The sequence below is a fragment of the Sphingomonas aerophila genome (assembly GCF_014199305.1).
Taxonomy (GTDB): Bacteria; Pseudomonadota; Alphaproteobacteria; order Sphingomonadales; family Sphingomonadaceae; genus Sphingomonas; species Sphingomonas aerophila.
The window spans coordinates 138,749-160,406 of sequence record NZ_JACIJK010000003.1 but is presented as its reverse complement, the minus strand read 5'-3'; the positions used below and the strand labels follow the sequence as shown (position 1 = coordinate 160,406).

Genomic DNA, 21,658 nt, shown 5'->3' with positions numbered 1-21,658 from the left:
CTCCGCCGTGGGGTTCGTCGCCTGACGAAAGCCGCGAACGGCTGACAATGGAAAGGCCGTCCCCGAGAGGGGGCGGCCTTTTGCTTTATGGCGTTGGCGTCCGCAAACCTGCGATAGGCGTGAGCCGGGCCAGCGAGCCCAGCCCGGCTCACGCCTATCGCATCAACCCAGCTGCGCGGAGCGCGTCCTCGATTACCTTGCCCACGCCCGTTGGCCCGGTATCGCCCATGCCTGACCGCCCTGATGGCGAGCCGAACAGCGCAGACGAGGTCGGCGGGACGATTGAAGCTGGTGAAGCGGATGGAAGGACTGGTGCCGTGACCGGCGCATCCGGGTGCCGAGCAGCAACGCTGTCCCCTTCGACTTCGACCATCTCTCCATCGATGCCCCAGAAGCGGCAGATGTGCTGGGTTGAGGAGATACTCGCTTCAAGCATATAAGGGCCGCTCTTGCCGCACCCGTCCGCGCCCAGGCTGTCCAGCGGCGTTCCGTGCCCCATGCCGATAATGCTGAACTCTTCAATGACCTCCCGGCCGGCACGGTCGAACCAGACCCGGCGTGGGTATCCGTCGACCGCCTCGATCCGGTCGGGGGTGGTCCCGATCCCGTGCAGCGCGCGCCATTGGCCGATGATGGCCTGGACATTCGAAGGATTGACGGTCGAGTCAGCGTTTCCATGCCAGATGGAAATAGTCGGCCAGGGCCCATGATGGTCCGAAGCGTCGCGAACCATCGCCGTCAGTTCGGCATCGCTGGGCAGTCCAGCCCCTCGCATTCGGTCAAAGGCCTGGGGGATCGTGCTGGCACAGCCAAAGGGAAGGCCTGCGATGATGGCGCCGCCGGCGAACACCTCGGGATAGGTCGCCAGCATCACCGACGCCATTGCGCCGCCTGCCGAGAGGCCGGTCACGAAGACCCGCTCCGGATCAATGGAATGCGATTGAGTGACCGCCGCAACCATCTGTCGGACCGACAGCGCCTCACCCGACTCGCGGCGGCTATGCTCCGGCACAAACCAGTTGAAGCACAGATTGGGGTTGTTCTGCCGCTGCTGTTCAGGAAACAGGACGGCAAAGCCATGCCGATCGGCCATCTGGGACCAGCCAGCCCCCATATCATATCCGGCCGCGGTCTGTGTGCAGCCATGCAGGACTACGACGAGCGCCGCGCCGCTGGGAAGGCCCGGCGGCACATAGACATGGGCGCCTAACGCGCCCGGGTTCGACCCGAAATCCCGCAAACGCGTCAAACGGCTGATGCCGTCCGCGGCCGGAGCGACGCGCAGTGCGGCCAGACGCGCAACCGTGTCAGAAAGCTTTCGCATGGTGATGCCCTGTGATGGAGTTAGCCTGCACAGGCATGGCTTTGACCATCTTGCTGCACCGCACAACAGATGGGTGCGCAGCGTTTCCGTACAAGGCTCGCTGCGATCGACCCGGACCATCGCTCTTCGCGATTAAGCCCTGCGGCGAACCTTTTTGATGGCCGAACGGGTCTGCCTCTCGCTCCCACATGTTCACCCGGGATGATTGACCAGCTTTCGCTCGACCAGCCCTACATTCTTGTTCTGGCCGGGATGGGTCTGCTGATCGCGCTTGTTGCCTGGCTGCCGCTCGCGCTGAAGCGGCTACCCCTCTCCCTGCCGATCGTGTGCATCGGCATCGGCGCGCTCGTATTCCTGCTGCCCCGCGTGACGTTGGCACCGTTGCCGATCCAATACCCGCACCTTACCGAACGCTTCACCGAACTGGTCGTGATCATCGCTCTTATGGGAGCTGGGCTGAAGATCGACCGGGTCTTCGGATGGCGGCGCTGGGCCGTAACCTGGCGGCTGCTGGCGATCACCATGCCGCTCGGCATTGCGGCCATTACCTTGCTGTCGGGCTGGATGCTGGGGCTTGCGTGGCCTATCGCCCTCCTTCTCGCCGCCAGCCTTGCGCCAACGGATCCTGTGCTGGCGTCCGATGTGCAGGTGGGACCACCCAGAACCGGGGAAGAAGATGATGTCCGTTTCGGGCTGACGTCAGAGGCCGGCTTGAACGACGGGGCAGCCTTTCCCTTTGTTCACCTTGCGATCCTGCTCGCTGCTGCCTCCACCGCCGACACGGAGACCCTCACCCATTGGCTCGGCTACCGTGTTCTATGGGAGATCGGCGCGGGCGTGGGCGCGGGATGGCTGATCGGCCGCGCCTTTGGCTGGCTGACCTTCCACGTCCCGGCGGAGACAAAGCTCGCCAAGACCGGCGACGGTTTGATCGCGCTGTCGGCGACCCTGGTGTCCTATGGACTGACCGAGATCGTCCATGGGTACGGCTTTCTGGCGGTGTTCGTCACAGCCTTGACGTTCCGCCACACCCATCGAGAGCATGATTTCCAGGCGGACATGCATGCCATTACCGAGCAGGTGGAGCGGCTTGCGATGATGATCCTGCTGCTCCTGTTTGGCGGCGCGTTGGTCTCCGGCCTGCTCGCCTCGGTGACCTGGATGGATGCCGTGGCCGCGGCCATCATCCTGGTTGTCGTGCGCCCGCTTACCGGCTGGATCGGGCTGCTCCGTTATCCTGTTGCAGCGGGGGAGAGGCTGACCCTGTCGTTCTTTGGTATCAGGGGCGTTGGGTCGATCTATTACATGGCCTATGGCATCAACCATATGGACGTACCCGATCCAGCGCGCCTGTGGGGCATTGTCGGCCTGGTTGTCCTATTCTCCATCCTGCTTCATGGCCTGACGGTCACGCCCATCATGCGATCCCTGGACCGCTCCCACGGCCGGGATCCCGATGGTGAAGAGGCACTCGCGTGAGGCGAGAGCGTCAGTCCCGAAGGCGGAGCACATCGCCGAAGAAGACGGTGCGTAGATGCGCTCCATCCTCGTCCTGTATCTCGATGCGATGTTGGCGGGAGATGGGGCGACCAGCCACGACTTCTTCGGCAATCAGCTCCCGAATCCCCTGAACAGCATCTCGCGCCGCGGCCTCAAGGTCGGGCAGTTCGCTCCCCTCCGTATCGAGGACAGAAGCATCGTTGAACACATGAAGATAGAACCGCGGCATCTCGTGCTCCTGAGTAGCCGCCCAATGTTGCTATAAAAAGCTGAGTTCAATGATTATAATCAATGTTCCCGTAGTGGGACATTTTGCGACACTTTCAACTGCACCGTTGGTCACGCGAACGAACCCAGGTTTACGATCCAGCCCGCTCCTAACACTGGTTAGTACGAAGCCGGGCAAACCCTGACACGATCATTCATCCTTTGAACCACGTTCGTGAACACTGCTGCCCTGGATTGATTGAATATGGACGCTACCTCCCTGCGCCGGGGCGGCAACGATCTTTTGGCAATACTGCCGGAAGCAACGCTGAACCGCATGGCGCCGCACTGCTCTCGCGTGTCCCTGCGCATGGGCGACGTGATAAGCGAGGCGGATCGGCCGATTACGTCTGCCGTATTTGTGGAAAACGGGGTCGCGTCGTTATTCAAGGTGGGCGGCCCTCCCGACACGGAAGTCGCCCTTGTTGGGCACGAAGGCTTTTGCGGCATCCCGATTGTGCTCGGGGGCGAGAGCTGGCCCTACCAGGTGATCGTACAGGCCGATCATCTAACCGGCGTCGAGATCGCCGCCGCCACACTTCAACACCTGATGGCTGATGATGCCGTGCTACGCCGCATTCTGCTGGGAGCCGTCCAGGTCAGGCTGGTGCAGGCCTCGGAGAGCCTGATCAGCAATGCGCGGCAGCGGCTGAACCAACGGCTGGCAAGATGGCTGCTCATGTACCGCGACAGGATGCGATCGGACCAGTTGCCGGTCACGCACAAGGACATGGCCGCCATGGTGGGCGTTCAACGAACCGGCGTCACGGCGGCCCTGCACGAAATGGAGGGCCACGGGATGATCTCGTCGCGCCGCGGACTGGTGACCATCCTGGACGTTCCCGCGCTGCTGGCGTTGGCTGCAAGCGGTTATGGCGCGCCTGAGGAACAACAGGCGAGACTTCTGGATAAGGGATGACTCTCATCCCCCGGCGTCGCATCGGCGTGGGTCGCCGATGCCGTATCGGGGCAGTAGATCAATCCGTCTTTGCCGCGAGCCAGATGGTATGGGGCCCGTTGTCCGGGTCTTCGTCGAACACGGCTTCGCTCACGTCGAAACCTGCCTCAGCCAACCGGCTACGAAACGTCGGATCGCCATAAGCGGACCAGATCGCCAGCACGCCGCCAGGCTTCAGTGCCGCCCTTGCCGCCCGTATGCCCCAGGAGCAATACAAGCGCTCGTTGGCGAGCTGGATGAGGCCGTCGGGCCCATTGTCCACGTCCAGCAGGATAGCGTCGAACCGCCCTTCCCGCTCGGCGATCAGGTCGTGGACGTCGCGCACCTCCAGTGTGACCCGTGGATCGTCCAGCGATGTACCGTGAATATGCGCCAGGGGCCCGCGCGCCCATGCGACGATATCGGGCACCAGTTCCGCCACGGTGATCGTTGCGCGCTCGGGCATGACCTCCAGCGCGGCGGCGAGCGTGAACCCCATGCCAAGCCCGCCGACAAGAACCTCGCCCGCGCGGTCCCCGATCTCTGCATAGGCCAGCGTCGCCAGCGCGCGTTCGGATCCATGGCACCAGCTGCCCATCAGCTGTTCGCCTTCGAACACGATCTCGAAATCCTGCCCGGACTGCATCAGGTGAAGCTGACCGCCACCTGGAATATCGGCAGTGGCGACGAGGTCACCCGTATTCACTGCCCGGATCCCAGCGGCTTGGACGCGGGATCTAGGACGGCCAGCACCGCGTGCAGACCCTCCTCGCTGTTGACGGCAAGGTCCAGGGGCCGGCCGCCAAGTTCGGCATGTTGTTCGTTCAGGAAAGCGATCATGCCGGTCCCGCTGCCAAAGAACCGCCACGCCTTGTCGGTCACCGCAGCCTGCCGCCGCTTCTGGTCCGGGGACAGGACCGACTTGCTGCCCGATCGCTTGAATTGCTGGGTCTGGCGCTTCGCCTTTTCAGGCGGGGCTTCCTCGCCGCTCAAGAGAGCGCGACCAGCGGCGTCGACGCTTGGCGTGCGGGCTGAACCATCAGCTCTATCTGTCGGGCATAGCCGTTGGCCAAGGCACGGTGGCTGCTCCTGGCGGAAACGCAGGACGCTGCATCGGCGCGCATTAGCGATACCTGATGCCGGTGAAGAAGATAGTTCAGGGCCATGTCAGGTCTCCTGCGCGCAAGCGGGAGCACACTGGGTCTCTCAGCCGCTGCCGCTCACGAACCCGGTGGCAACGATCCCATTCATATAGGGACGGGCGGCCGGTTTAGCCATGCCCGAGTGGGACAGGGCCGGCCCGTCGGGCTCAGCGCGACCAAAGCCGCAACGGCGTCCTGGTCACAGGACCGGCAATAACCTTACGCCCAAACGCCTGCTTCATGGTTTCCGCCGCGTCCGCGTTGGTCAGCACCACGCGGGTCCCGCCGGACGCCAATGTCTCGATTGCGCTGATGGTGGCACCGCGCTTGCGGCATGCGGTCAGCACTTCTGCTTCAGTTATGTTGACGTTGATGGCCCGGGACATAGCGGCTCCTCGATCAAGCGGGAGCGCGAATGGTCTCTCAGCTGGGATATGCTCAGGTCACGGCCCCAGTGTCGTGTATGTGGCCCTTTGCGCGCCAGATCGCAAGCTCGGATGCCCCGCGAGCCACCTCCGCCCTGGCCGGTTTGCCAGAGCACCACGGTTGCCAAGACGCTTATGCAGCTTACACGGCAGGGCGATCGACATCGCAGGTTCGTCGCAACCCTGCCGTTTTCTCAGCGATAGAACACGGGCCTGGTCAGGAGCAGGCATCCTGTTGATCGCTGAACCGTTAAGCACCCTCGATCCGCTGTGGCGGATTTCCCGAAAGGATCTAATTCTTCCATGCCCTGTGCCGCCGTGCTCACTTACGAAATCGACCCGGACCGGCCGGCAGACCAGCATATCAGGATAGCCCGGCAGGAGCTCGGCCATCGGATCGCCAGCTTCGTCGGTTGCCCGTTCGAGGGGGAGTACTCGCCTGCCCGCGGCCATGCCGGCCAGGCTTATTTCATTCCGGGCGACACCCTCCACGCTGACACGGCGGCCATGCTCGGGATCCTGGGCGAAGCGGACCTGTTCGGGGGCGTGGTGCCCGAACATTTCGTCGCCACCAAGTCGATAACCCATTCACTGCTGGACCCTAGCGCGGCCGCGCCGGCGGGCTGGTCACACCAGCTCGGCTCCCGTTTGGCGGAGGCGACGCTGAACGGCTTCTCGGTTTTCAGCCGCGACGACGCGCGCCGCGCCGGCGGCCAACTGCTCGCGAAGGGCGCCGTGCGCACCAAGCCGGCCTACGCCTCGGCGGGACGCGATCAGATGGTTGCCGCCGACCTGTCGGAGCTGGACCAGATACTAGATGCCATGGACGAGCATGTGGTCGCGAACGGGCTGGTAATCGAGGAGAACCTCGTCGACGTCGAAACGTACAGCGTCGGCCAGGTCCGCATCGCCGGCCATGTCGCCAGCTATTTCGGTGTTCAGCGGATGACGACGGATAACTTCGGCGGTGCCGTTTACGGCGGCACGGACCTGCTGGTCGCGCCCGGTGAGTTCGACAATCTCCTGTCGCTCGATCTGCCTGAACAGGTCCGCCTCGCCGTGTCGCAAGCGCGCACCTATGATCATGCGGCGTTCGAGGCCTTTCCCGGCCTGTTTGCATCCCGGCGCAACTATGACGTGGTGAGCGGCACGGACAGCCAGGGCGCGCGTCGGACAGGCGTGCTGGAGCAATCCTGGCGCATGGGCGGTGCCAGCGCGGCGGAACTGGCCGCACTTGACGCCTTTCGCGCCGACCCGACCCTGCGCGCTGTGCGTGCGTCGTCGTTCGAGGCCTATGGCGGCGTGGAGCCACCATCCGGGTCGATCATCTATTTCCACGGGGTGGACGACCGCATCGGTCCCATGTCCCGGTATGCAACGGTGGCATCCCATGACTGACCAGGTATTCGACATCGTCGTGGACGATCAACAGATCGAAGCCACCATGGTCGTGCCGCAGACCCTGATACCGGGCGTGCTCTTCATCCACGGCTGGGGAGTCGACCGGGAGACCTATCTGAACCGTGCTCGAGAGATCGCCGCGCTGGGCTGCATATGCCTGCTGTTCGACATGCGCGGGCACGCGGCAACGGTTGACCAGCGCGATGAAGTCACACGTGAGGACAATCTGAACGACGTGATCGCGGCCTATGACCAATTGGCCGCCCACCCCCTGGTCGATCCCGCCGCCATCGCTGTGGTGGGCAGCAGCTATGGCGGCTACCTGGCAGCGGTGCTGACCGCCGTGCGCCCGATCCGCTGGTTGGGCATGCGCGTGCCGGCCCTCTATAAGGACGAGGACTGGTTCATTCCGAAGCAGGAACTGCGCGACCATGGGCTGGAGGAATTCCGCCTGGGCCAGGTGAGTGCGCAGGAGAACAGGGCGCTCGGCGCCTGCGCCGCGTTCAAGGGTGACGTGCTTCTGGTCAAGTCAGGGTGCGACGAGGTCATCCCCGATCCGGTGATCCGCAATTACCTGGCCGCTCTGGGCGGCGTGCGGTCGCTGACCTTCCGCGTGATCGAAGGCGCGGATCATGCATTGTCGGATCTCCCCTGGCAGCAAAGCTATGCTTCGTTGCTGCTCGGCTGGGTGAACGAAATGGTGATCTCCGCCCGTGAGGATGGCACGGCGCTGGACACCCGGGTCGGCCTTGCTCCATCGTTACGGCGTGAGCCGGCCAACCCGGCCTGACCGGGGGGTCGGGCGTCCCTACATCGCCCGCGATCGTCTCCGCCGTCGCTCCAACTGGCGCGCCAAGGCCTGCAGTTGCGGTCGGATCCGCAAGAACCCTCGATAAAGCCGCTCAAGCCCCGCAAGCAGCAGCGGGTTGCGAGCCGCGACGCCCAGCGGCCGCAGCACCGGAATGGCGCGCCACATCGCGGCAAAGGCAGCCGCCCCGGACAGGAGGCGGCCGTTCTCTTCGGCATGGAATCGCGCCAGCATGGCTTCCCGATCGGCAGGGCAGCCAAGCGCCGGGTCGCTTGCGTCGATAAAGCTGATCGCACCGCGACGGTCTAACCGGCGCATCAGGGCGATCTCCCGCCGGCAAAGCGGGCATGATCCGTCATGCCAAACTGTCAGGGTCACGCCGACGCAGCAGAAGCGTCGTTCCGCACCCAGATCTGTTCGGCCAGCAACGTTGCGAAGCCCAGCCATCCCACGAACGGCACGGCTGAAGCTGCGGCGACCTTGTCGACCTTGGCCGCGGTCACGCCGTAAGCGGTGCCTGTCGCGATCATCGCCGCAGATGTGATCGCACTCGGCCCCAACGCCTTTTCCTTGAAGAACAACTGCGTCCAGCCACCGATCAGGGCGATGTTGACCAGCCAGAGCGCCACAGCCGTGTTGCGCGCGTCACCAGCCGGCTGGCGCAGCAGTCGGTATGCGCCGACGCCCAGCCCTGTTTCGAGAACGGGCCAGACAGCGCCAAAGGCGGCGTCGGGCGGCGTGTAGCTGGGCTTGGAAAGCCGTTTATACCATCGCCGGATTTGGGGGTGGGACGGATCGGGCGCGTTTCGCCGCCCCACAACGGCGCTAACGCCTAGTGCTGCCACCACGATGGCCAATGCCGCCGGACGGGACAGTCCACCCGCCCTGCTCGCCTCCTCGATCTCATTCATGCGGCACTCCTGTTCCCGGCCATGTCATCTGCCGCGTACAGCGAAGCAGCCGCCGTGGCGTTCCGCCCTGGCGGCGGAGACGACCGAGGCTTGGGTGTTGCGCGCGGCTGGGGTACGGACGGCCATGGACTTCGACCAACTGCTTTCACATTATTTCGGCACGGCCGACATCGGCAATCTCTCTTCGGAGGAGCTCGGCGCCGGCATCGACCGCCTCCACATCCAACTCGGGTTGGAACGGGACAGCGGACGCCGCTTTGCTCTCTGGTGCCTGTTGTACATGCTGGGCGCGGCCCCTGAACTGGACGTCGCGTTCAAGGACGAAGCGGATCGGGATGCGGCCCGCGACTTCATGAACAGCGTCGATCGCGAAATCGAGGAAGACGATTGAGAGTGACCGGTAAGTCACGTGACCTTGTCCATGTCGGATGACTATGCCCGCGGCCGGCGGGACGGGCTGCGGCTCGCCCTGGCTATCCTCGCCGCGGAAGAGGCGAAATGGGCCGCTCTGTTGGGTGAAAGCCCATCATGGCGGACCAACTCGATCCGCACGGTCCGGCACAAGACGCTGCAGGTAGCGCAGAAGCGGGTGCAGACTGCCCTGAACCGGCTGCCGCCTGAACCGAGTACGGTTATCGAGGCCGAGCTTGCTGCGGCCCTGGAGAAAGCCGGGCTGTAGCCTCAGACGGTAAGGCTGAGGGCCGCCAAGTCACTGCGGCAGGTTGATAAAGGCCATCTTGGCCAGCACGCGCAGCCCCTGGGTGAAACCGGTGCTGTCCTCGCCGACCAGGATCGCCCAGCTTCCAAGCACGTAAGCCTGGGTGAGCAGGATCGCAGGCACTACGAAGATGCGACGGTCGAACACCGTCCAACCCCGTTTGCGCCGGTTGCGCGACCACACCATGTACGCGATCGATCCCCAGGCGTGCCATAATCCCCAAAGCAGGCGCGTGATCGTGCCCGAATGCCACATCCCCATGACGAAAAACTAGGCATTCAGCGCCAGATATGGGCTGCGGGCGCGTGCCAGTGTTGGCATGTACACATAGGCCTGACACCAGCGCGACAGCGACATGTGCCAACGGGACCAGTATTCGCTGATGCTGCGAGCAAAGATGGGGAAGTTGAAGTTCTCCATGATGCCGATGCCGAACAGTCGGCTCGCCCCGATCGCCACGTCGGTGTAGCCGCTGAAACCCAGATAGACGAGCAGGTATGTCCGCAGGATCACCAGCCAGACCTGCGGCGTCGACGTGGTCGCCAGGTGATCGAGAAGAAAAGCGTTATTCGGGATACCAAGGCTCATCACCTGTCGAACCAATTCGCTCACGAAGCCGGTCTTGATCAGGCCGATGACGATCCGCGTTCCGCCTTCCACGACCATGTCGCGGGACAGCCGGCTCTCCCGATGGGCGAGAAGGTGGTCGTACCGCTCGATCGGGCCCGCGGTGAAGGTCGGGAACAGGAACATGTACGCAAGGAACGTGTCCCAGGGCGCAGGCTCGATGTTCTCGCGGGCGACCTCGACCGCATAGTGGATCAGCTTGAAACTGTAATAGCTTATGCCGAGCGGGACCAGCACCATGCTTTCAACCCTGCTGCCGTGCAGGGCGGTGAGGATCGGGGGCGCGAATTTGAAAAAGGCGAGCGATGCGCTGACCGCGAGCACCGACACGACCAGGATACGCTCCGCGGTGCGCGTTTCGCCGACAAGACGTGGGGAAAGCAGCTTGAACAAGGCCGTCAGGCCGATCAGCCCCGCCACGCTCCACGGCGCCAGTGTCGCAAGATAGCCCGCGGACACGAAGAACAGAAAGCCGTCCCGCAATCGCGGCGGCAGCAACCAATAGCCGACAACGGCACCGAACAGCACTTCCCAGAAAAGAAGGCTCTGGATCATTCGCCTAGAAGCCCTGGTATCGGAACAGGCGGATACCACTGGCGATCAACGTCAGCGTCAGGATCGAATGGGTGAGTGCCAGGCCCAGCACCGCGCCCTGGATCAATGCCCCGACTCGTCTGGCTGTCTTGTTCATCGGCTCTGCTCCTGCGCGCGAAATATGGGCTGGATCTGGGTGATCAGCCTTCGCGTCAGCCGATCAGTTACCGCCGGGTTGCGAAGATGCCCCCAGTCGAAGAAGTCCTGGGTGCGAAGATCCGCATCAGCATTGTTGTTGAGGTACGGGACGCCCTCACGCGCGGCGAAGGCTCGCATCGTGCCGAGGTGGTGTTGATAGGCTGCGGGCCCGATACCTTCCCTGACGAAGCGCGGGCTCACCGGCGCCTCCAGCAGGACGATGCTGATGTTGTGCGACCTCAACCGCGCGATCAGACCCGCCAGTGCTTCCATGTTGTCGCGAGCTACGCGGTCGTATCCGGCCAGATCACGGCTGGTCAGTTGCAGATTCTGGCGCAGAATGGCCTCGGGCAGGGGCTACTTGTCGTAATACCAATGCCGCCTGGGGTTTTCTTCACGTGCGCGCATCAGCGTCCCCGGATTGGCGGTCAGGTCGCCCCACATGCGATGCAGAAAGGCGCGCTGGTCTATCGCAAAGCGCCCGGTGATCGGATCGGGCCGCACGCCCAGCCGCCGCGCTTGTTCGGCCATGAACGGGGAAGAGACGCCGTACCGGGGGTGCAGGACGGACTCCGGGTCGTTTGCTTTGCCCAACCGGATCGGATTGACGCCCAGGACCACGACGCCGCGGAATTGTGGGGGAAGCATGTCGGCCAGCGCAACCGACTCAATGATCGTTTGGCCGCTGCCGGAAAGATTGGTGACCCGGTGGCCGCTCGCGCCGAACCCGAGCAGTTGACTGGCCAGGCGTTCGTCGAAACTCTCACGAGTTGTTGATCCGCCGAGCAGCACCAGGCTCGGCTCCCGAGTACGGGACATCGCCAGCCCCAACGCACGGCTGGTCACGAGATAGACGTCGATCGACTGTGAAGTGCGATCACCCCCCATCCAGCCGGCAAGTCGCTGAACCTGCTCCGCGGTGATCTGCGACAAAGCCGCAAACAGCGCGAGTGTGACGATCAGCGTTGTGCCCAGCCCCAATGCAGAGGGACGAAGCAGCCCCGCCAGGAACGACCGCCCAAGGGTCGTTGGGCCGACGGCGGGATCATCGCTCATTCCTCAGTTCGCCGGATACAGCCTGGGCAGGCTGTCGCTGCGGACCAGGCGCTGCAACTCCACGCGGTCCGTCTTGCCATTTGGCAATAGGGGCCATTCCTCCGCCCAAAGCATGCGGCTTGGCCACATCGGCCGGGGCAGCCTTTCGCGAAGGTGGCGCATCAGCTCTGCCGTGGTCGGGGGCTCTTGCCCCGCCATTACCGCGACCAGCACGGCCTCACCCTCGCGATCCCCAGGCTCTGCCCAAGCAGCAATGCTCGACATGTCGGCCGACTGCAGGGCGTACTCGATTTCCAGCAGGCTGACCCGCTCACCGCCAAGCTTCACCACCTGATCATGCCGGCCCAAGACGTGCAGGTCGCCGTTGTCGAAACGGCCAAGGTCGCCCGACGCGATCCATTCGCCATGGGGTTCGACCGTGCCGTCTGGCCGAAGCAGCCCAATCGAGGCCGAAGCCGACTTGAACTCGATGGGTCCGACGTCGGGATCTTCGCCGGCAATGCGTATCGATACGCCGGCGATGGGGCGACCGACGAGCGTCACGGGATGGTCATCGCTGACGACCTCGGCCGCCGTCAAACGTGGCATGGCTTCGGTACAACCATAATTGTTGAAGAAGCGGGCCGAGGGGAACATCGCCCGCAGCGATCCAAGATGAGAGAGGGGAAAAGTGCTGCCGGCCAGGTTGACGATCTTGACCGACGCCAGCGCTTCTTCCGCATCGAAGCCGAGCGCTGCAAGGGTTTGAACCTGTGCGGCCACCATGCACAGCATCGCGACATGCTCGCGGCGAGCCATGTCCAAAGTGCTGGCCGGATCGACCATTCCCGGCAGCAGCACCAGACGTCGCTCGAACAACACCGCCCAAAGGAGCTGGTTCACGAGCGCAAAGGAATAGGCCAGCGGCAACACCACGCCCGTGCTCGCGATTTCCTCCAAATGCTGCGATGCGTGAATGGCGCGGATGCCTGCCGTCAGCCCGGCATCGCTGGCGGCGACCAATTTGGGCTTTCCCGTCGATCCACTCGTCAACACGCACAGGATCGCGTCCGCGTGCACATGCACCGGTGCCGGCACCGGCTCGATTTCCTCCCCGTCGAAATAGCCGAAGCCAGGATGGTCGAGGCGCAACGTGGAGAGCTTGTGAGCTGGGATGCGTGGCGGAACCAGGATCGGGACGACGCCCGCGTCGATCGCCTCGAGCAAGTGACGCACTGCGATCAGGCTGTTGCTCGTCTTCCAGAACAGGAACTGCCGGGCATAAGCCGCCCAGTCCTGGACGGGCACAGCGGAAAAGGCCGTGTCGCCATCGGTCGCCTCGAAACCCGACCGACCCTCCAGCGCCGCCCGGATCGACGCCCTCAGATCCGTGCCGCTATCCGTGGCGGGCGACATAAGCGACCATCCGCGACACGGAATCGAAGTTACCCAATTCCAGGTCGCGGGGCCTCACCTTCACGCCCGTTCTCTGCTCAAGAAATGTCACAATGTCGATCAAGGAGAAAGAGTCCAGCGCGCCCGTTGAAAATAGCAGCGCCTCGTCATTGATCCTTGATGCGGAAAGTCCGCAATGCTGAACGATATATCCGGTAAGCTCCGAAGCCAGGTCGTTCGCCATCACCACCCCATTCGCAGAAGCCAGCCCCGGATCAGGCTTCGTTATCATAAGTTATCAACTGATGATTGAGTTGTCCATACCGTTCTATAACGCGATCTCAAAGTCATTGCCGGACTTATGTTCTAGATTGGGACCGAGTTTGACAGGTCCTCGCTCGACCTGACGTACACGCACAGTCGCGGGCGTTTCGGAGAGCCGCTGTTCTTCTGTACCTTCTAAAGTCAGATAGGACGTCGGCACAGGTTTGGCCGTTCGTTGCAGCATCAGCTGAGATCACATCTATATCTGGCATGGAGCAAAGCTTGGGAAAGGGCCGGTGATTACCCGCGTACAAAGCGGTAGGTCGTATGGCGGCATGCCGATCGGTTCGCGTCGGCATGGGCCACCCATGGCCCGTTCGGCTTGTTATCGGCGCATTGGGAGTACCGCCGCCAAGCATGGCTCGATCAGGTCCTGGCCGGATTACACTTCCGCTTTCATGCCGTCCGGCCCAGCCCACCGGGCCGGACCGCTTTGCCGGAGAGGTTTCCATGGCCAATCTCAAGGGACGGACGATCGCCGACGACATCACCGGCACCACTGTAGCCGACGAGATCTATGGCCTGGGGGGGAATGACCGCATCTGGGCCGGCAATGGCGACGATTACGTTGAGGGCGGCGACGGCGATGACACACTTTATGGCCAGGCGGGGAACGACTTCCTGAAGGGAGGACATGGCGCAGACTGGCTCGACGGCGGCGTTGGCAATGACCTGCTGGATGGGGGCTGGGAAGACGACCATCTGACCGACCTGTACGGCAACAACACGTTCTCGGGCGGTGATGGAAACGACGTGATCGAGTCCGGTGACGGGCATGACCAGATCCTGGGCGATACCGGCGATGACGTTATCTTCGCGGGCGGCGGCCGAGATTACCTGGACGGAGGCCCCGGCAACGACATCATCCACGCCGGCGAGGGTGACGATGGCTTCTACAAGGAAATCAGCCCCGCAACGGGCAAGCTCACGACCCAGGCTGTCGGCGGTGGGGCGGGAGACGACTGGATCTATGGCGAAGGCGGCAACGACAAGCTGAAGGGCCAGGCCGATAACGATCATGTGTTCGGCGGCGACGGCAACGACGATGTCGACGGGGGCAACGGCAACAATTACCTGGACGGCGGCCCGGGAGATGACGTGCTCTCGGCAGAGGACGGCATCGACGTGCTCGACGGCGGCGACGGCAACGACCTGCTGGAAGCGGGCGCGGGCGACGATCAGCTCTATGGAGGAGCCAACGCCGACATGCTTTATGGTGAGGCCGGCAACGATTCCCTTTCCGGCGGGCGTGGCGACGACCGATTGGAAGGCAATGAGGGCAACGACCTGCTCTATGGCGACAGCGGTTTCGACCGGCTGTACGGCGGTGCCGGGCAGGACCAGCTCTGGGGCGGGGCGGGTGCCGACTGGTTCGGCTTCACCGCTACCGGCGCGCTGGACGGCGTCGATACCATCCAGGATTTTGAGGATGGGAAGGACTATATCCGGATCGAAGGGCTGGGCATCACCACCTATGCGCCGGGCGGCGGGGCCGGATCGATCTTCGCCTATGACGTGCCCGATGGCAGCGTCGTGCTGGCCGCGACGACCGCCAGCGGCGCGACATTCGCCATCAGCGTCGCCGACCCTGCGGGTACGCTGAGCGCGGCCAGCTTCTCGGCCGCCGACTTCCTGTTTGCTTGACCCTGCTGGCCCGCCGAACCGCGGGTCAGATCAGGACAAAGTCGTGAGCGGTCAGGTCGGGCTTCGTGTTCAGAACCGCGATCTGGATCATCGCGGCCGAGCCCGATCCGTCCGGGTCGTAGTACAGTGCACCATTGCCTTTGGTATAAACCAGGCGCTGGTCGGTCGTCAGCGCTGCGGGCCCGTTGATAAAGGCCGAATTCGGGAGGGCGCCTGCCGCCAGGCTGGACAGGGCACTGAATACGGACCGGTCGAGCGCGAACAGATCCTCGCCCGGGGTGAAATCCTTCACCGTGTCGCGATCCGCCGAGACTGTGAGCGAGTCGAAGACGAACCGGTCGGCCCCCGCCCCGCCCGTCAATTCGTCGGACCCGGCGCCGCCGACAAGGACGTCATCACCGTTTCCGCCCTGCAGATAATCACCCCCGGCCTCGCCGAACAGCGTATCGTTCCCGTCCATCCCCATGATGAGATCGCGCCCGCCAGCGCCATAGAAGGCGTTGTCACCATTGTTGCCCGTTATGGTGTTGTCAAAGCTGTTCCCGGTCGCTCCGATATTGGCGACGCCTGTCTGGGTTAGCTTTTCGACATTTTCCGGCATGACGAAATCGATCGACGCGTAAACGAGATCGGTCCCCTCGCCATAGGCTTCGATCACCGTGTCGCCTGCCTGGTCGACGTAGAAGGTGTCATTGCCCGTGCCGCCGTACATCGTGTCCGCGCCACCGCCGCCGTCGATCACGTCATTCCCCGACCCGCCATAGATCGAATCCGCGCTGGCGTTGCCGGTCAGGATGTCGTTGCCGCCATTGCCGTTGATCGTCCACAGGTCATTCGTTGAGGCAGTGAAGGTGTTTGCGCCGTTGTCGCCATTGTAGCTCTTCGGCTCAGGCAGGTTGTTCAAAGCGACGGTGAAACTCTGGTCCACGGACAGGCCGCCGTTGTCTGTGACACGGACGCCAATCTGGTGCGACGCGTTCGCTTCGTAGTCGAGGGGCGCACCGCCGGCATAGGTGATGACCCCGGTGACGGCGTCGATGGCGAAGCGGCCGGCAGCGTTGTTGATCAGGCTATACCTCAGTTGATCGCCATGGTCGGGATCGCTTGCCGTGACCGTACCCAGCACGGTGCCGGTCTGCGCATTCTCGTCGATCGATGCGTTCGACAGGGTCGGCGCGAAAGGTGCGTCGTTCACCCCCGCTATCGTGACGTTCACGGTCGCGCTCGACGTCGCGCCATTGCTGTCGACGATCGAATAGGTGAAGCTGTCGGTTGCGCTTTCTCCGGCGGCCAGTGACCGGAACAACACGCCGGGCGCGTAATTGATCGTGCCGTTGGTGATCGACAGCAGCACCCCCGCCGCGCTGGTGGACGGGATGCCCGACAAGGCCAGGCGATCACCCGGGTCCGGGTCCGTGTCGTTGCCGAGCAACGTCGCAACGTTGATGCTTCCGCCATTCTGTCCGACGCCGACCTGATCGGCGCGCGCAGTCGGGGCGTCGTTGACTGGCGCCAAGTTGACCATGACCCTGCCGGTCGCAGTCGCACCGCTTCCATCCTCGATAGCATAGCTGAAGGACGCGGCACCACTGACGTTCGCGCCCGGCGTGAACAGGATAGTCCCGTCCGCCTGCAACGCCACGGCCCCGCCGACGGGGGCGCTGACGCTGGTGAGGTGGATGGGCGTATTGCTGGAACTGGTGTCGTTGGCGATCAGCAATCCCGGGTCGATCGTCAGCGCCTGATCCTCGGTCCCGCCCACCGTGTCGGCAAGGGCGTTCAATGGCGGCGGCCCACCCTGGTCGGGCAAGGGGTTGAACAAGCGATAGCTGATGCCGGTGCCGACATTGTCGCCGCCCTGCCCGCCATAGTCGGTCCATGCGATCGCGAAGCTGCCATCCGATCCAGCCGCGATCGCCGGCTCTGCCTGGGCGCCGAGCAACTGGTTATTGACTAGGAACTCACCGCCGACCTTTGCGCCGGAGGCGGTGAATATCTGCCCCTTGATGCCGGCCGTTCCCGCCTCTGGCCCAGCCCCGCTGTAATCGGCCCAGCTGACGACAAAGCCGCCGCTGGACAGGGTGGTGATCGCCGGTGCCAGCTGGCCCGCCGCCGTCGTGGTGTTGACCAGGGCCTCGCCGCCCACCTTCGTCCCCGCGCCGTCGAATACTTGCACCTTGATGCCGAAATAATCCGTGTCGACACCACGCTGCGACGCATCGGCCCAGGCGACGACGAAGCCACCCGACGACAGCGCGCTGATCGTCGGCTGCTGCTGCTTGCCATAGGTTTCGGTGTTGACCAGGAACTCACCGCCGACCCGCGCGCCGACGGCGTCATAGATCTGCGCCTTGACGCCGTCCTTGTTGTTGTCGCCGCCCACCGCACTGGTGTCACGCCAGCTGATCACAAAGCCGCCCGAAGCGAGCCCGGTCACTTTCGGCGCATCCTGTATGCCCGCGGTGACGCTGTTCACCAGGAACTCGCCGCCAAGCCGGGCGCCATTGGCGTCGAACATCTGAGCCTTTATGGCCGACGCGTCCGTGTCACCGCCCTGCCGGCTCGAGTCCGACCAGGATACGACATACCCGCCGAACGAAAGCGCCGCGACGGTGGGCGTTTGCTGCGCGTTGGCGGTGGACTGGTTGACCAGCAGCTCCGCACCGACCTTTGCGCCGGATGCGTTGAACAGCTGCATCTTGATCCCGGTGCCCGATGCATCGCCGCCCGTGCCGCTCGCGTCGGTCCATGTCAGCACGAACCCGCCCGATGTAAGGCCGGCCGCCGCGGGGCTGTCCTGCGAGTTGCCGGTTGCCGCGTTCACCAGGAACTCGCTGCCGATCTTTGAACCGTTCGCCGCCAGGATCTGCCCCTTGACCCCATAGCTGCTGGCATCGCCACCGACGCCGCTGCTGTCGCTCCATGCCAGGAGGTATCGCCCGTCCTGCAGGCTCGTGAGGTTTGGCTGCGATTGCGATCCAGCGGTCGTCTGGTTCCCCGTCCGCTCCTCGCTGGCGGCGTAACGCGTCTCGATGGCAGCATCTGATAGCTGGAGCGTGAACGTCTGCTGATAGGAGCCACCGAACGTGTCGGTGACGCGAATGGTCAGCGAAACGGTGGGCGAGGTCTCGAAATCCAGCGCCAGGCTGTCCTTGACCACCAGTGCATTGCCCTTGATCTCGAACGCTCCGCCGGTGGGATCGTTGACGATCTGGTAGGTATAGCTCGCGTTCAGCGCGCCGGACGCTGCCAGGGTCGCGATGGGTGTATTCTCGACCGCCGCCTCGGACAGGTTGAGCGGCGCGAGCGACAGCCCGGTGATGGCGTCGGGCGAGGGCTGCAGGATGCGCATCTTGATGCCGCCATCCACGTCGCCGCCGGTCTTGCTATAGTCAGTCCAGGCATACACCAGCGATCCCGACTTGAGCGCGGCGAGGGCGGGCGCCTGCTGATCGCCGGTCGTGGCCGTGTTCACCAGGAACTCGCTGCCGATCCGATTCCCGGTCGCATCGAACATCTGCGACTTGATGCCAAAGCCGCTAGCATCGTTCGAAACGTTGCTGTTATCTTCCCAGCTCACGGTGAAGCCGCCATCCGGCATGGCCACGACGGTTGGCATGTCCTGCGTGTTGAAGGTCGTGTTGTTGACCTGGAACTCCCCCCCGACCCGGACGCCGGCGTCGTTGAAAATCTGGGCTTTCAGCCCCGCCCCACTGGTGTCGCCCTGTCCGCTCAGGTCACGCCACACCACCACGAAGCCGCCGCCCGACAGGGTCGTGATCGTTGGCATGTCCTGCGTCGCATTCGTGGCGGTGTTGACCAGGAACTCACCACCGACCTTGCCGCCGGTTGCGGAAAAGATCTGTGCCTTGATCCCAGTCGCGCTCGCGTCACCACCCGTGCCGCTGAAGTCCACCCAGGTCGCCACGAACCCGCCGGACGACAGGCTGGTCAGGGCGGGTGACAACTGGCTGTTGGTGATCGTCGAGTTGATCAGGAACTCGCCCCCGACCTTTGCGCCCCCTGCCGAGTAGATTTGCGCGCGAACACCATTGCCCTTCGCGTCCGGGGCGGTCGCACTGCCATCGGTCCAGCTGATGACGTACCCGCCCGAAGCAAGGCTGGTGATCGAGGGCAGTTCCTGGTTGAACCGCGTTGCCGTGTTGACGAGTTGCTCGGTCCCGATCCTTGTGCCGTTGGCATCGAACAGCTGGGTTTTTACGGCGGTGGCATCAGCGTCGCCCCCGACACCGCTGGTGTCGGTCCACGTCACCGCAAAGCCGCCCGAGGCGAGCGCGGTCACCGCTGAGTCGCTTTGGTTGTTCTGGGTTGCCGTGTTGACCAGGAACTCGCCCCCCAGCGGGTCGCCATTGGCATCGAACAGCCGCCCCTTGATACTCGTGCCGCTCGCATCGCCCCCGCTCAGGCTGGCGTCGGTCCAGGTCGCAAGAAAGCCGCCCGATGCCAGCGCCGTGACGGCTACTTCGCTTTGGCGACCTGTAACCGACGAGTTGACGAGCGTCTCACTCCTGCGCTCCACATAGGCTTGGCTGGTCATGCCTTATCCCCAGGACAAGTGGTCGACGAGAATGGCGATTGTCGACCGAGCCTATCATGAGAGACCCATCCCAGAATGGACCATTCCGGGCCAAATCACTCTCTCGGGAAGATGGGCCTACCCCTTTCGGGTGACGCAACAGGTCGAGGCAAAAATTCCTAGCTGGCGGCCCTGGGCGTCACCCTCAGCAATACCGAATCGATCGCGTCGCCGCCCCCTCGCCCGATGCACGACACCTGATACGCGGTTGTCACCTTGGGACTGACGACCATGGACCCGAACGGGGTCGGGCCCTCCCCCTCCACTTTGCACGCCAGCAGGTCGCTGCCGCTCCAGCGCAGTTCCGCGCTGCCGCCAGAAACGATGCTGGCGGGGGACACCGTCAGAGACACGCTGGGCAGTGGTGGAGCCGCCGCGATGGCAAAGCCGCAGGTCGGATCGGGTGTCACCACCGGCAGGTCCGCCATTGCCATGTCGGTTCCATCGCCGGCCAACTCGTTTAGATAACTCTCCAGGTTGGTATAGCTCGCCTGCCCGGTTCCGTTGCGGTCGGCGGGGTTCGTGGGTGAGAGACCGTGCTTCACTTCCCAGGTGTCGGGCATTCCGTCCTGGTCGCGATCGGGCGGCGCTGCGGGGCCGGACAGGTCCGGCCAGCCGCCGACCTCCGCCGGATCGTTGATGATCGCTCCACGGCACGCCAGCATCTCTCCGATCACCCGGCGATCAACGGCGTCGCGCCTGGGCCGGGTCGCGCCAGATGCGACGGCTATTGCTCGATAGGCTTCGGAAGGCCCGGTGATGGCGGAGGCAGGTACCGATAGCTGGCCGACTGGCGACGAGCTGACATATTTCCAATCGCTCGGTTCAAGAACCAGGCGCTGATCACCGCTGTCCGTGCGGCGGTGCAGATCGAGGTTGCCACTGAGGTAGATGGAAAAGTCGGCAGGATAGTCACGGAAGTAGTTGACCAGGTACAGCTGCGTGTTCTTGCGCGACGAAGGTCCGGCGATTGCGGCGTTGCCGATCACATTAACCTTCAGGTCGCCAAAGCGCGTGTAGAACTCGCCATTATACGCGCCAGAATTGTAGATCACGTTGTTGATCATGTCGAACTGACCGCGGGTGTTGATCAGCGGGTTTCGCCGCATGTTGCTGGCGATGAGGTTGTGGATGAAGCTGACGTTTTCCGCTCCGTAACCGAAATAGGTCCCGCGGCTGTGCGCTTCGCGGTTCGCCACGTTCAGCCCTTCGGACAAGATCGACCATTGCACCGTCACGTTGCGGGTCGGGCCGCACGGTGCGGGGCCGTGGCCCGGACCGACGATGTTGATCCCCTCGTCCGTAGGCCATGATGTCGACAGGTGGTCGAGGATGACGTCGTGCGCACCACCGCTGACCTGTATCGTGTCGACATTGGTGGATCGGATCGCCGACGGCCCAGGACGCAGCCGCAAATAGCGGATCACGACATCATGTGTCTGGACCAGCATGGGCGAGTCGGTGGCATTTCGGATCCTGAGGGCGATCCCGCCCGGCGAGGTTTGGCCTGCGATCGTCAGGAAGGGATGCTTGACCTTGATCCAGTCGTCGAGCGCGATCGTGCCACTCACCCGAAAGATGCAGGTGCGCGGGCCGCTCGCTTCGGCACAGTCGCGCAGCGTTCCGGGGCCTGAATCATCGAGCGACGTGACCTGGAACACCGCGCCCCCTCGCCCCCCACGGGCAAAGCGCCCGAATCCCTGGGCGGCTGGGAAGGCGACCTGCGTTGCCGGCGCATCTCCCGCGTGATCGCACGGTGCCGTCGCCTCCGCGAGGCCGTTGTGATTGGGTGCGGGCTGCGCTTCGCCACATCCGGCGATGCTCGACAGGACCAGCAGGACGAGGCCGAATGACATGGCTGGCATTGGCGT

24 protein-coding genes are annotated in these 21,658 nt (G+C 63.9%); 7 read left to right on the top strand and 17 right to left on the bottom strand.

Annotation, left to right across the window (positions count from 1 at the left end):
* Window positions 1-154: 154 nt before the first annotated feature.
* Window positions 155-1,324 (bottom strand): extracellular catalytic domain type 1 short-chain-length polyhydroxyalkanoate depolymerase, encoded by a 1,170-nt coding sequence (locus FHS94_RS05655; RefSeq protein WP_184055566.1) that lies wholly within the window; start codon window positions 1,322-1,324, stop codon window positions 155-157.
* A 201-nt stretch (window positions 1,325-1,525) separates the two neighbouring features.
* Here FHS94_RS05655 and FHS94_RS05650 point away from each other — a divergent pair, with 201 nt between their 5' ends.
* Window positions 1,526-2,803 (top strand): cation:proton antiporter, encoded by a 1,278-nt coding sequence (locus tag FHS94_RS05650; protein WP_184055564.1) that lies wholly within the window; start codon window positions 1,526-1,528, stop codon window positions 2,801-2,803.
* 10 nt (window positions 2,804-2,813) lie between these two features.
* Here the strand turns inward: FHS94_RS05650 and FHS94_RS05645 are convergent, their stop codons facing one another.
* Window positions 2,814-3,053, bottom strand: coding sequence for a DUF6894 family protein (locus FHS94_RS05645; protein WP_184055562.1), 240 nt, complete (start codon window positions 3,051-3,053; stop codon window positions 2,814-2,816).
* A 243-nt stretch (window positions 3,054-3,296) separates the two neighbouring features.
* Here FHS94_RS05645 and FHS94_RS05640 point away from each other — a divergent pair, with 243 nt between their 5' ends.
* Window positions 3,297-4,010, top strand: a complete 714-nt coding sequence (locus FHS94_RS05640; protein ID WP_184055561.1) for a Crp/Fnr family transcriptional regulator — start codon at window positions 3,297-3,299, stop codon at window positions 4,008-4,010.
* 58 nt (window positions 4,011-4,068) lie between these two features.
* Here the strand turns inward: FHS94_RS05640 and FHS94_RS05635 are convergent, their stop codons facing one another.
* The 4 genes from FHS94_RS05635 to FHS94_RS05620 all read right to left on the bottom strand — a co-directional run bounded on the left by FHS94_RS05635 (window position 4,069) and on the right by FHS94_RS05620 (window position 5,556).
* Window positions 4,069-4,734: a spermidine synthase family protein gene (locus tag FHS94_RS05635; RefSeq protein WP_221234582.1), complete on the bottom strand. Its 666-nt coding sequence runs from the start codon at window positions 4,732-4,734 to the stop codon at window positions 4,069-4,071.
* Window positions 4,731-5,021, bottom strand: coding sequence for an antitoxin Xre/MbcA/ParS toxin-binding domain-containing protein (locus FHS94_RS05630; protein ID WP_184055559.1), 291 nt, complete (start codon window positions 5,019-5,021; stop codon window positions 4,731-4,733). Before FHS94_RS05630 ends, FHS94_RS05635 begins: the two co-directional genes overlap by 4 nt.
* On the bottom strand, window positions 5,018-5,194 hold the full coding sequence (locus tag FHS94_RS05625) for a hypothetical protein (RefSeq protein WP_184055558.1): 177 nt from the start codon (window positions 5,192-5,194) through the stop codon (window positions 5,018-5,020). Before FHS94_RS05625 ends, FHS94_RS05630 begins: the two co-directional genes overlap by 4 nt.
* Window positions 5,195-5,337: 143 nt before the next feature.
* Window positions 5,338-5,556, bottom strand: a complete 219-nt coding sequence (locus FHS94_RS05620; protein ID WP_184055556.1) for a hypothetical protein — start codon at window positions 5,554-5,556, stop codon at window positions 5,338-5,340.
* A gap of 342 nt (window positions 5,557-5,898) precedes the next feature.
* Between FHS94_RS05620 and FHS94_RS05615 the strand changes: the two genes are divergently transcribed.
* Both FHS94_RS05615 and FHS94_RS05610 read left to right on the top strand, forming a co-directional pair.
* Window positions 5,899-6,993 carry a DUF3182 family protein gene (locus tag FHS94_RS05615; RefSeq protein WP_184055554.1) on the top strand — a complete coding sequence of 365 codons (1,095 nt, stop codon included), beginning with the start codon at window positions 5,899-5,901 and terminating at the stop codon, window positions 6,991-6,993.
* Window positions 6,986-7,786, top strand: a complete 801-nt coding sequence (locus FHS94_RS05610; RefSeq protein ID WP_184055552.1) for an alpha/beta hydrolase family protein — start codon at window positions 6,986-6,988, stop codon at window positions 7,784-7,786. Before FHS94_RS05615 ends, FHS94_RS05610 begins: the two co-directional genes overlap by 8 nt.
* Window positions 7,787-7,804: 18 nt before the next feature.
* Here the strand turns inward: FHS94_RS05610 and FHS94_RS05605 are convergent, their stop codons facing one another.
* Both FHS94_RS05605 and FHS94_RS05600 read right to left on the bottom strand, forming a co-directional pair.
* Complete coding sequence (locus FHS94_RS05605) at window positions 7,805-8,182, bottom strand: thiol-disulfide oxidoreductase DCC family protein (RefSeq protein ID WP_343055179.1); 378 nt, start codon at window positions 8,180-8,182, stop codon at window positions 7,805-7,807.
* Window positions 8,179-8,715: a TspO/MBR family protein gene (locus FHS94_RS05600; protein ID WP_184055548.1), complete on the bottom strand. Its 537-nt coding sequence runs from the start codon at window positions 8,713-8,715 to the stop codon at window positions 8,179-8,181. Before FHS94_RS05600 ends, FHS94_RS05605 begins: the two co-directional genes overlap by 4 nt.
* Window positions 8,716-8,839: 124 nt before the next feature.
* Between FHS94_RS05600 and FHS94_RS05595 the strand changes: the two genes are divergently transcribed.
* Window positions 8,840-9,106 (top strand): hypothetical protein, encoded by a 267-nt coding sequence (locus FHS94_RS05595; protein WP_184055546.1) that lies wholly within the window; start codon window positions 8,840-8,842, stop codon window positions 9,104-9,106.
* Between the two features lie 30 nt (window positions 9,107-9,136).
* Window positions 9,137-9,394 carry a hypothetical protein gene (locus FHS94_RS05590; RefSeq protein ID WP_184055544.1) on the top strand — a complete coding sequence of 86 codons (258 nt, stop codon included), beginning with the start codon at window positions 9,137-9,139 and terminating at the stop codon, window positions 9,392-9,394.
* Window positions 9,395-9,424: 30 nt separating this feature from the next.
* On the opposite strand, the gene FHS94_RS05585 is transcribed toward FHS94_RS05590, so the two are convergent.
* The 7 genes from FHS94_RS05585 to FHS94_RS05560 form a co-directional block, all read right to left on the bottom strand.
* Window positions 9,425-9,694 carry a hypothetical protein gene (locus FHS94_RS05585; protein WP_184055542.1) on the bottom strand — a complete coding sequence of 90 codons (270 nt, stop codon included), beginning with the start codon at window positions 9,692-9,694 and terminating at the stop codon, window positions 9,425-9,427.
* A gap of 9 nt (window positions 9,695-9,703) precedes the next feature.
* Complete coding sequence (locus FHS94_RS05580) at window positions 9,704-10,615, bottom strand: MBOAT family O-acyltransferase (protein ID WP_184055540.1); 912 nt, start codon at window positions 10,613-10,615, stop codon at window positions 9,704-9,706.
* A gap of 4 nt (window positions 10,616-10,619) precedes the next feature.
* Window positions 10,620-10,751 carry a hypothetical protein gene (locus FHS94_RS19620; protein WP_281396845.1) on the bottom strand — a complete coding sequence of 44 codons (132 nt, stop codon included), beginning with the start codon at window positions 10,749-10,751 and terminating at the stop codon, window positions 10,620-10,622.
* The gene (locus FHS94_RS05575; RefSeq protein WP_184055538.1) at window positions 10,748-11,065 is read right to left on the bottom strand and encodes a hypothetical protein; all 318 of its coding nucleotides are present in this window, start codon (window positions 11,063-11,065) and stop codon (window positions 10,748-10,750) included. The genes FHS94_RS19620 and FHS94_RS05575 overlap by 4 nt, the downstream gene beginning before the upstream one ends.
* An 84-nt stretch (window positions 11,066-11,149) precedes the next feature.
* Complete coding sequence (locus FHS94_RS05570; RefSeq protein ID WP_184055536.1) at window positions 11,150-11,848, bottom strand: hypothetical protein; 699 nt, start codon at window positions 11,846-11,848, stop codon at window positions 11,150-11,152.
* 3 nt (window positions 11,849-11,851) lie between these two features.
* On the bottom strand, window positions 11,852-13,243 hold the full coding sequence (locus FHS94_RS05565) for a class I adenylate-forming enzyme family protein (protein ID WP_184055534.1): 1,392 nt from the start codon (window positions 13,241-13,243) through the stop codon (window positions 11,852-11,854).
* Window positions 13,224-13,466, bottom strand: coding sequence for an acyl carrier protein (locus tag FHS94_RS05560; RefSeq protein ID WP_184055532.1), 243 nt, complete (start codon window positions 13,464-13,466; stop codon window positions 13,224-13,226). The genes FHS94_RS05565 and FHS94_RS05560 overlap by 20 nt, the downstream gene beginning before the upstream one ends.
* Window positions 13,467-13,996: 530 nt before the next feature.
* On the opposite strand from FHS94_RS05560, the gene FHS94_RS05555 reads away from it, so the two are divergent.
* A complete protein-coding gene (locus FHS94_RS05555; RefSeq protein WP_184055530.1) occupies window positions 13,997-15,190 on the top strand; it encodes a calcium-binding protein in 1,194 nt (397 codons plus the stop codon).
* A 25-nt stretch (window positions 15,191-15,215) separates the two neighbouring features.
* On the opposite strand, the gene FHS94_RS19615 is transcribed toward FHS94_RS05555, so the two are convergent.
* Window positions 15,216-19,748 carry a beta strand repeat-containing protein gene (locus FHS94_RS19615; protein WP_184055528.1) on the bottom strand — a complete coding sequence of 1,511 codons (4,533 nt, stop codon included), beginning with the start codon at window positions 19,746-19,748 and terminating at the stop codon, window positions 15,216-15,218.
* A gap of 158 nt (window positions 19,749-19,906) precedes the next feature.
* On the bottom strand, window positions 19,907-21,652 hold the full coding sequence (locus FHS94_RS05545) for a pectate lyase (RefSeq protein ID WP_184055526.1): 1,746 nt from the start codon (window positions 21,650-21,652) through the stop codon (window positions 19,907-19,909).
* Between the last annotated feature and the right edge of the window lie 6 nt (window positions 21,653-21,658).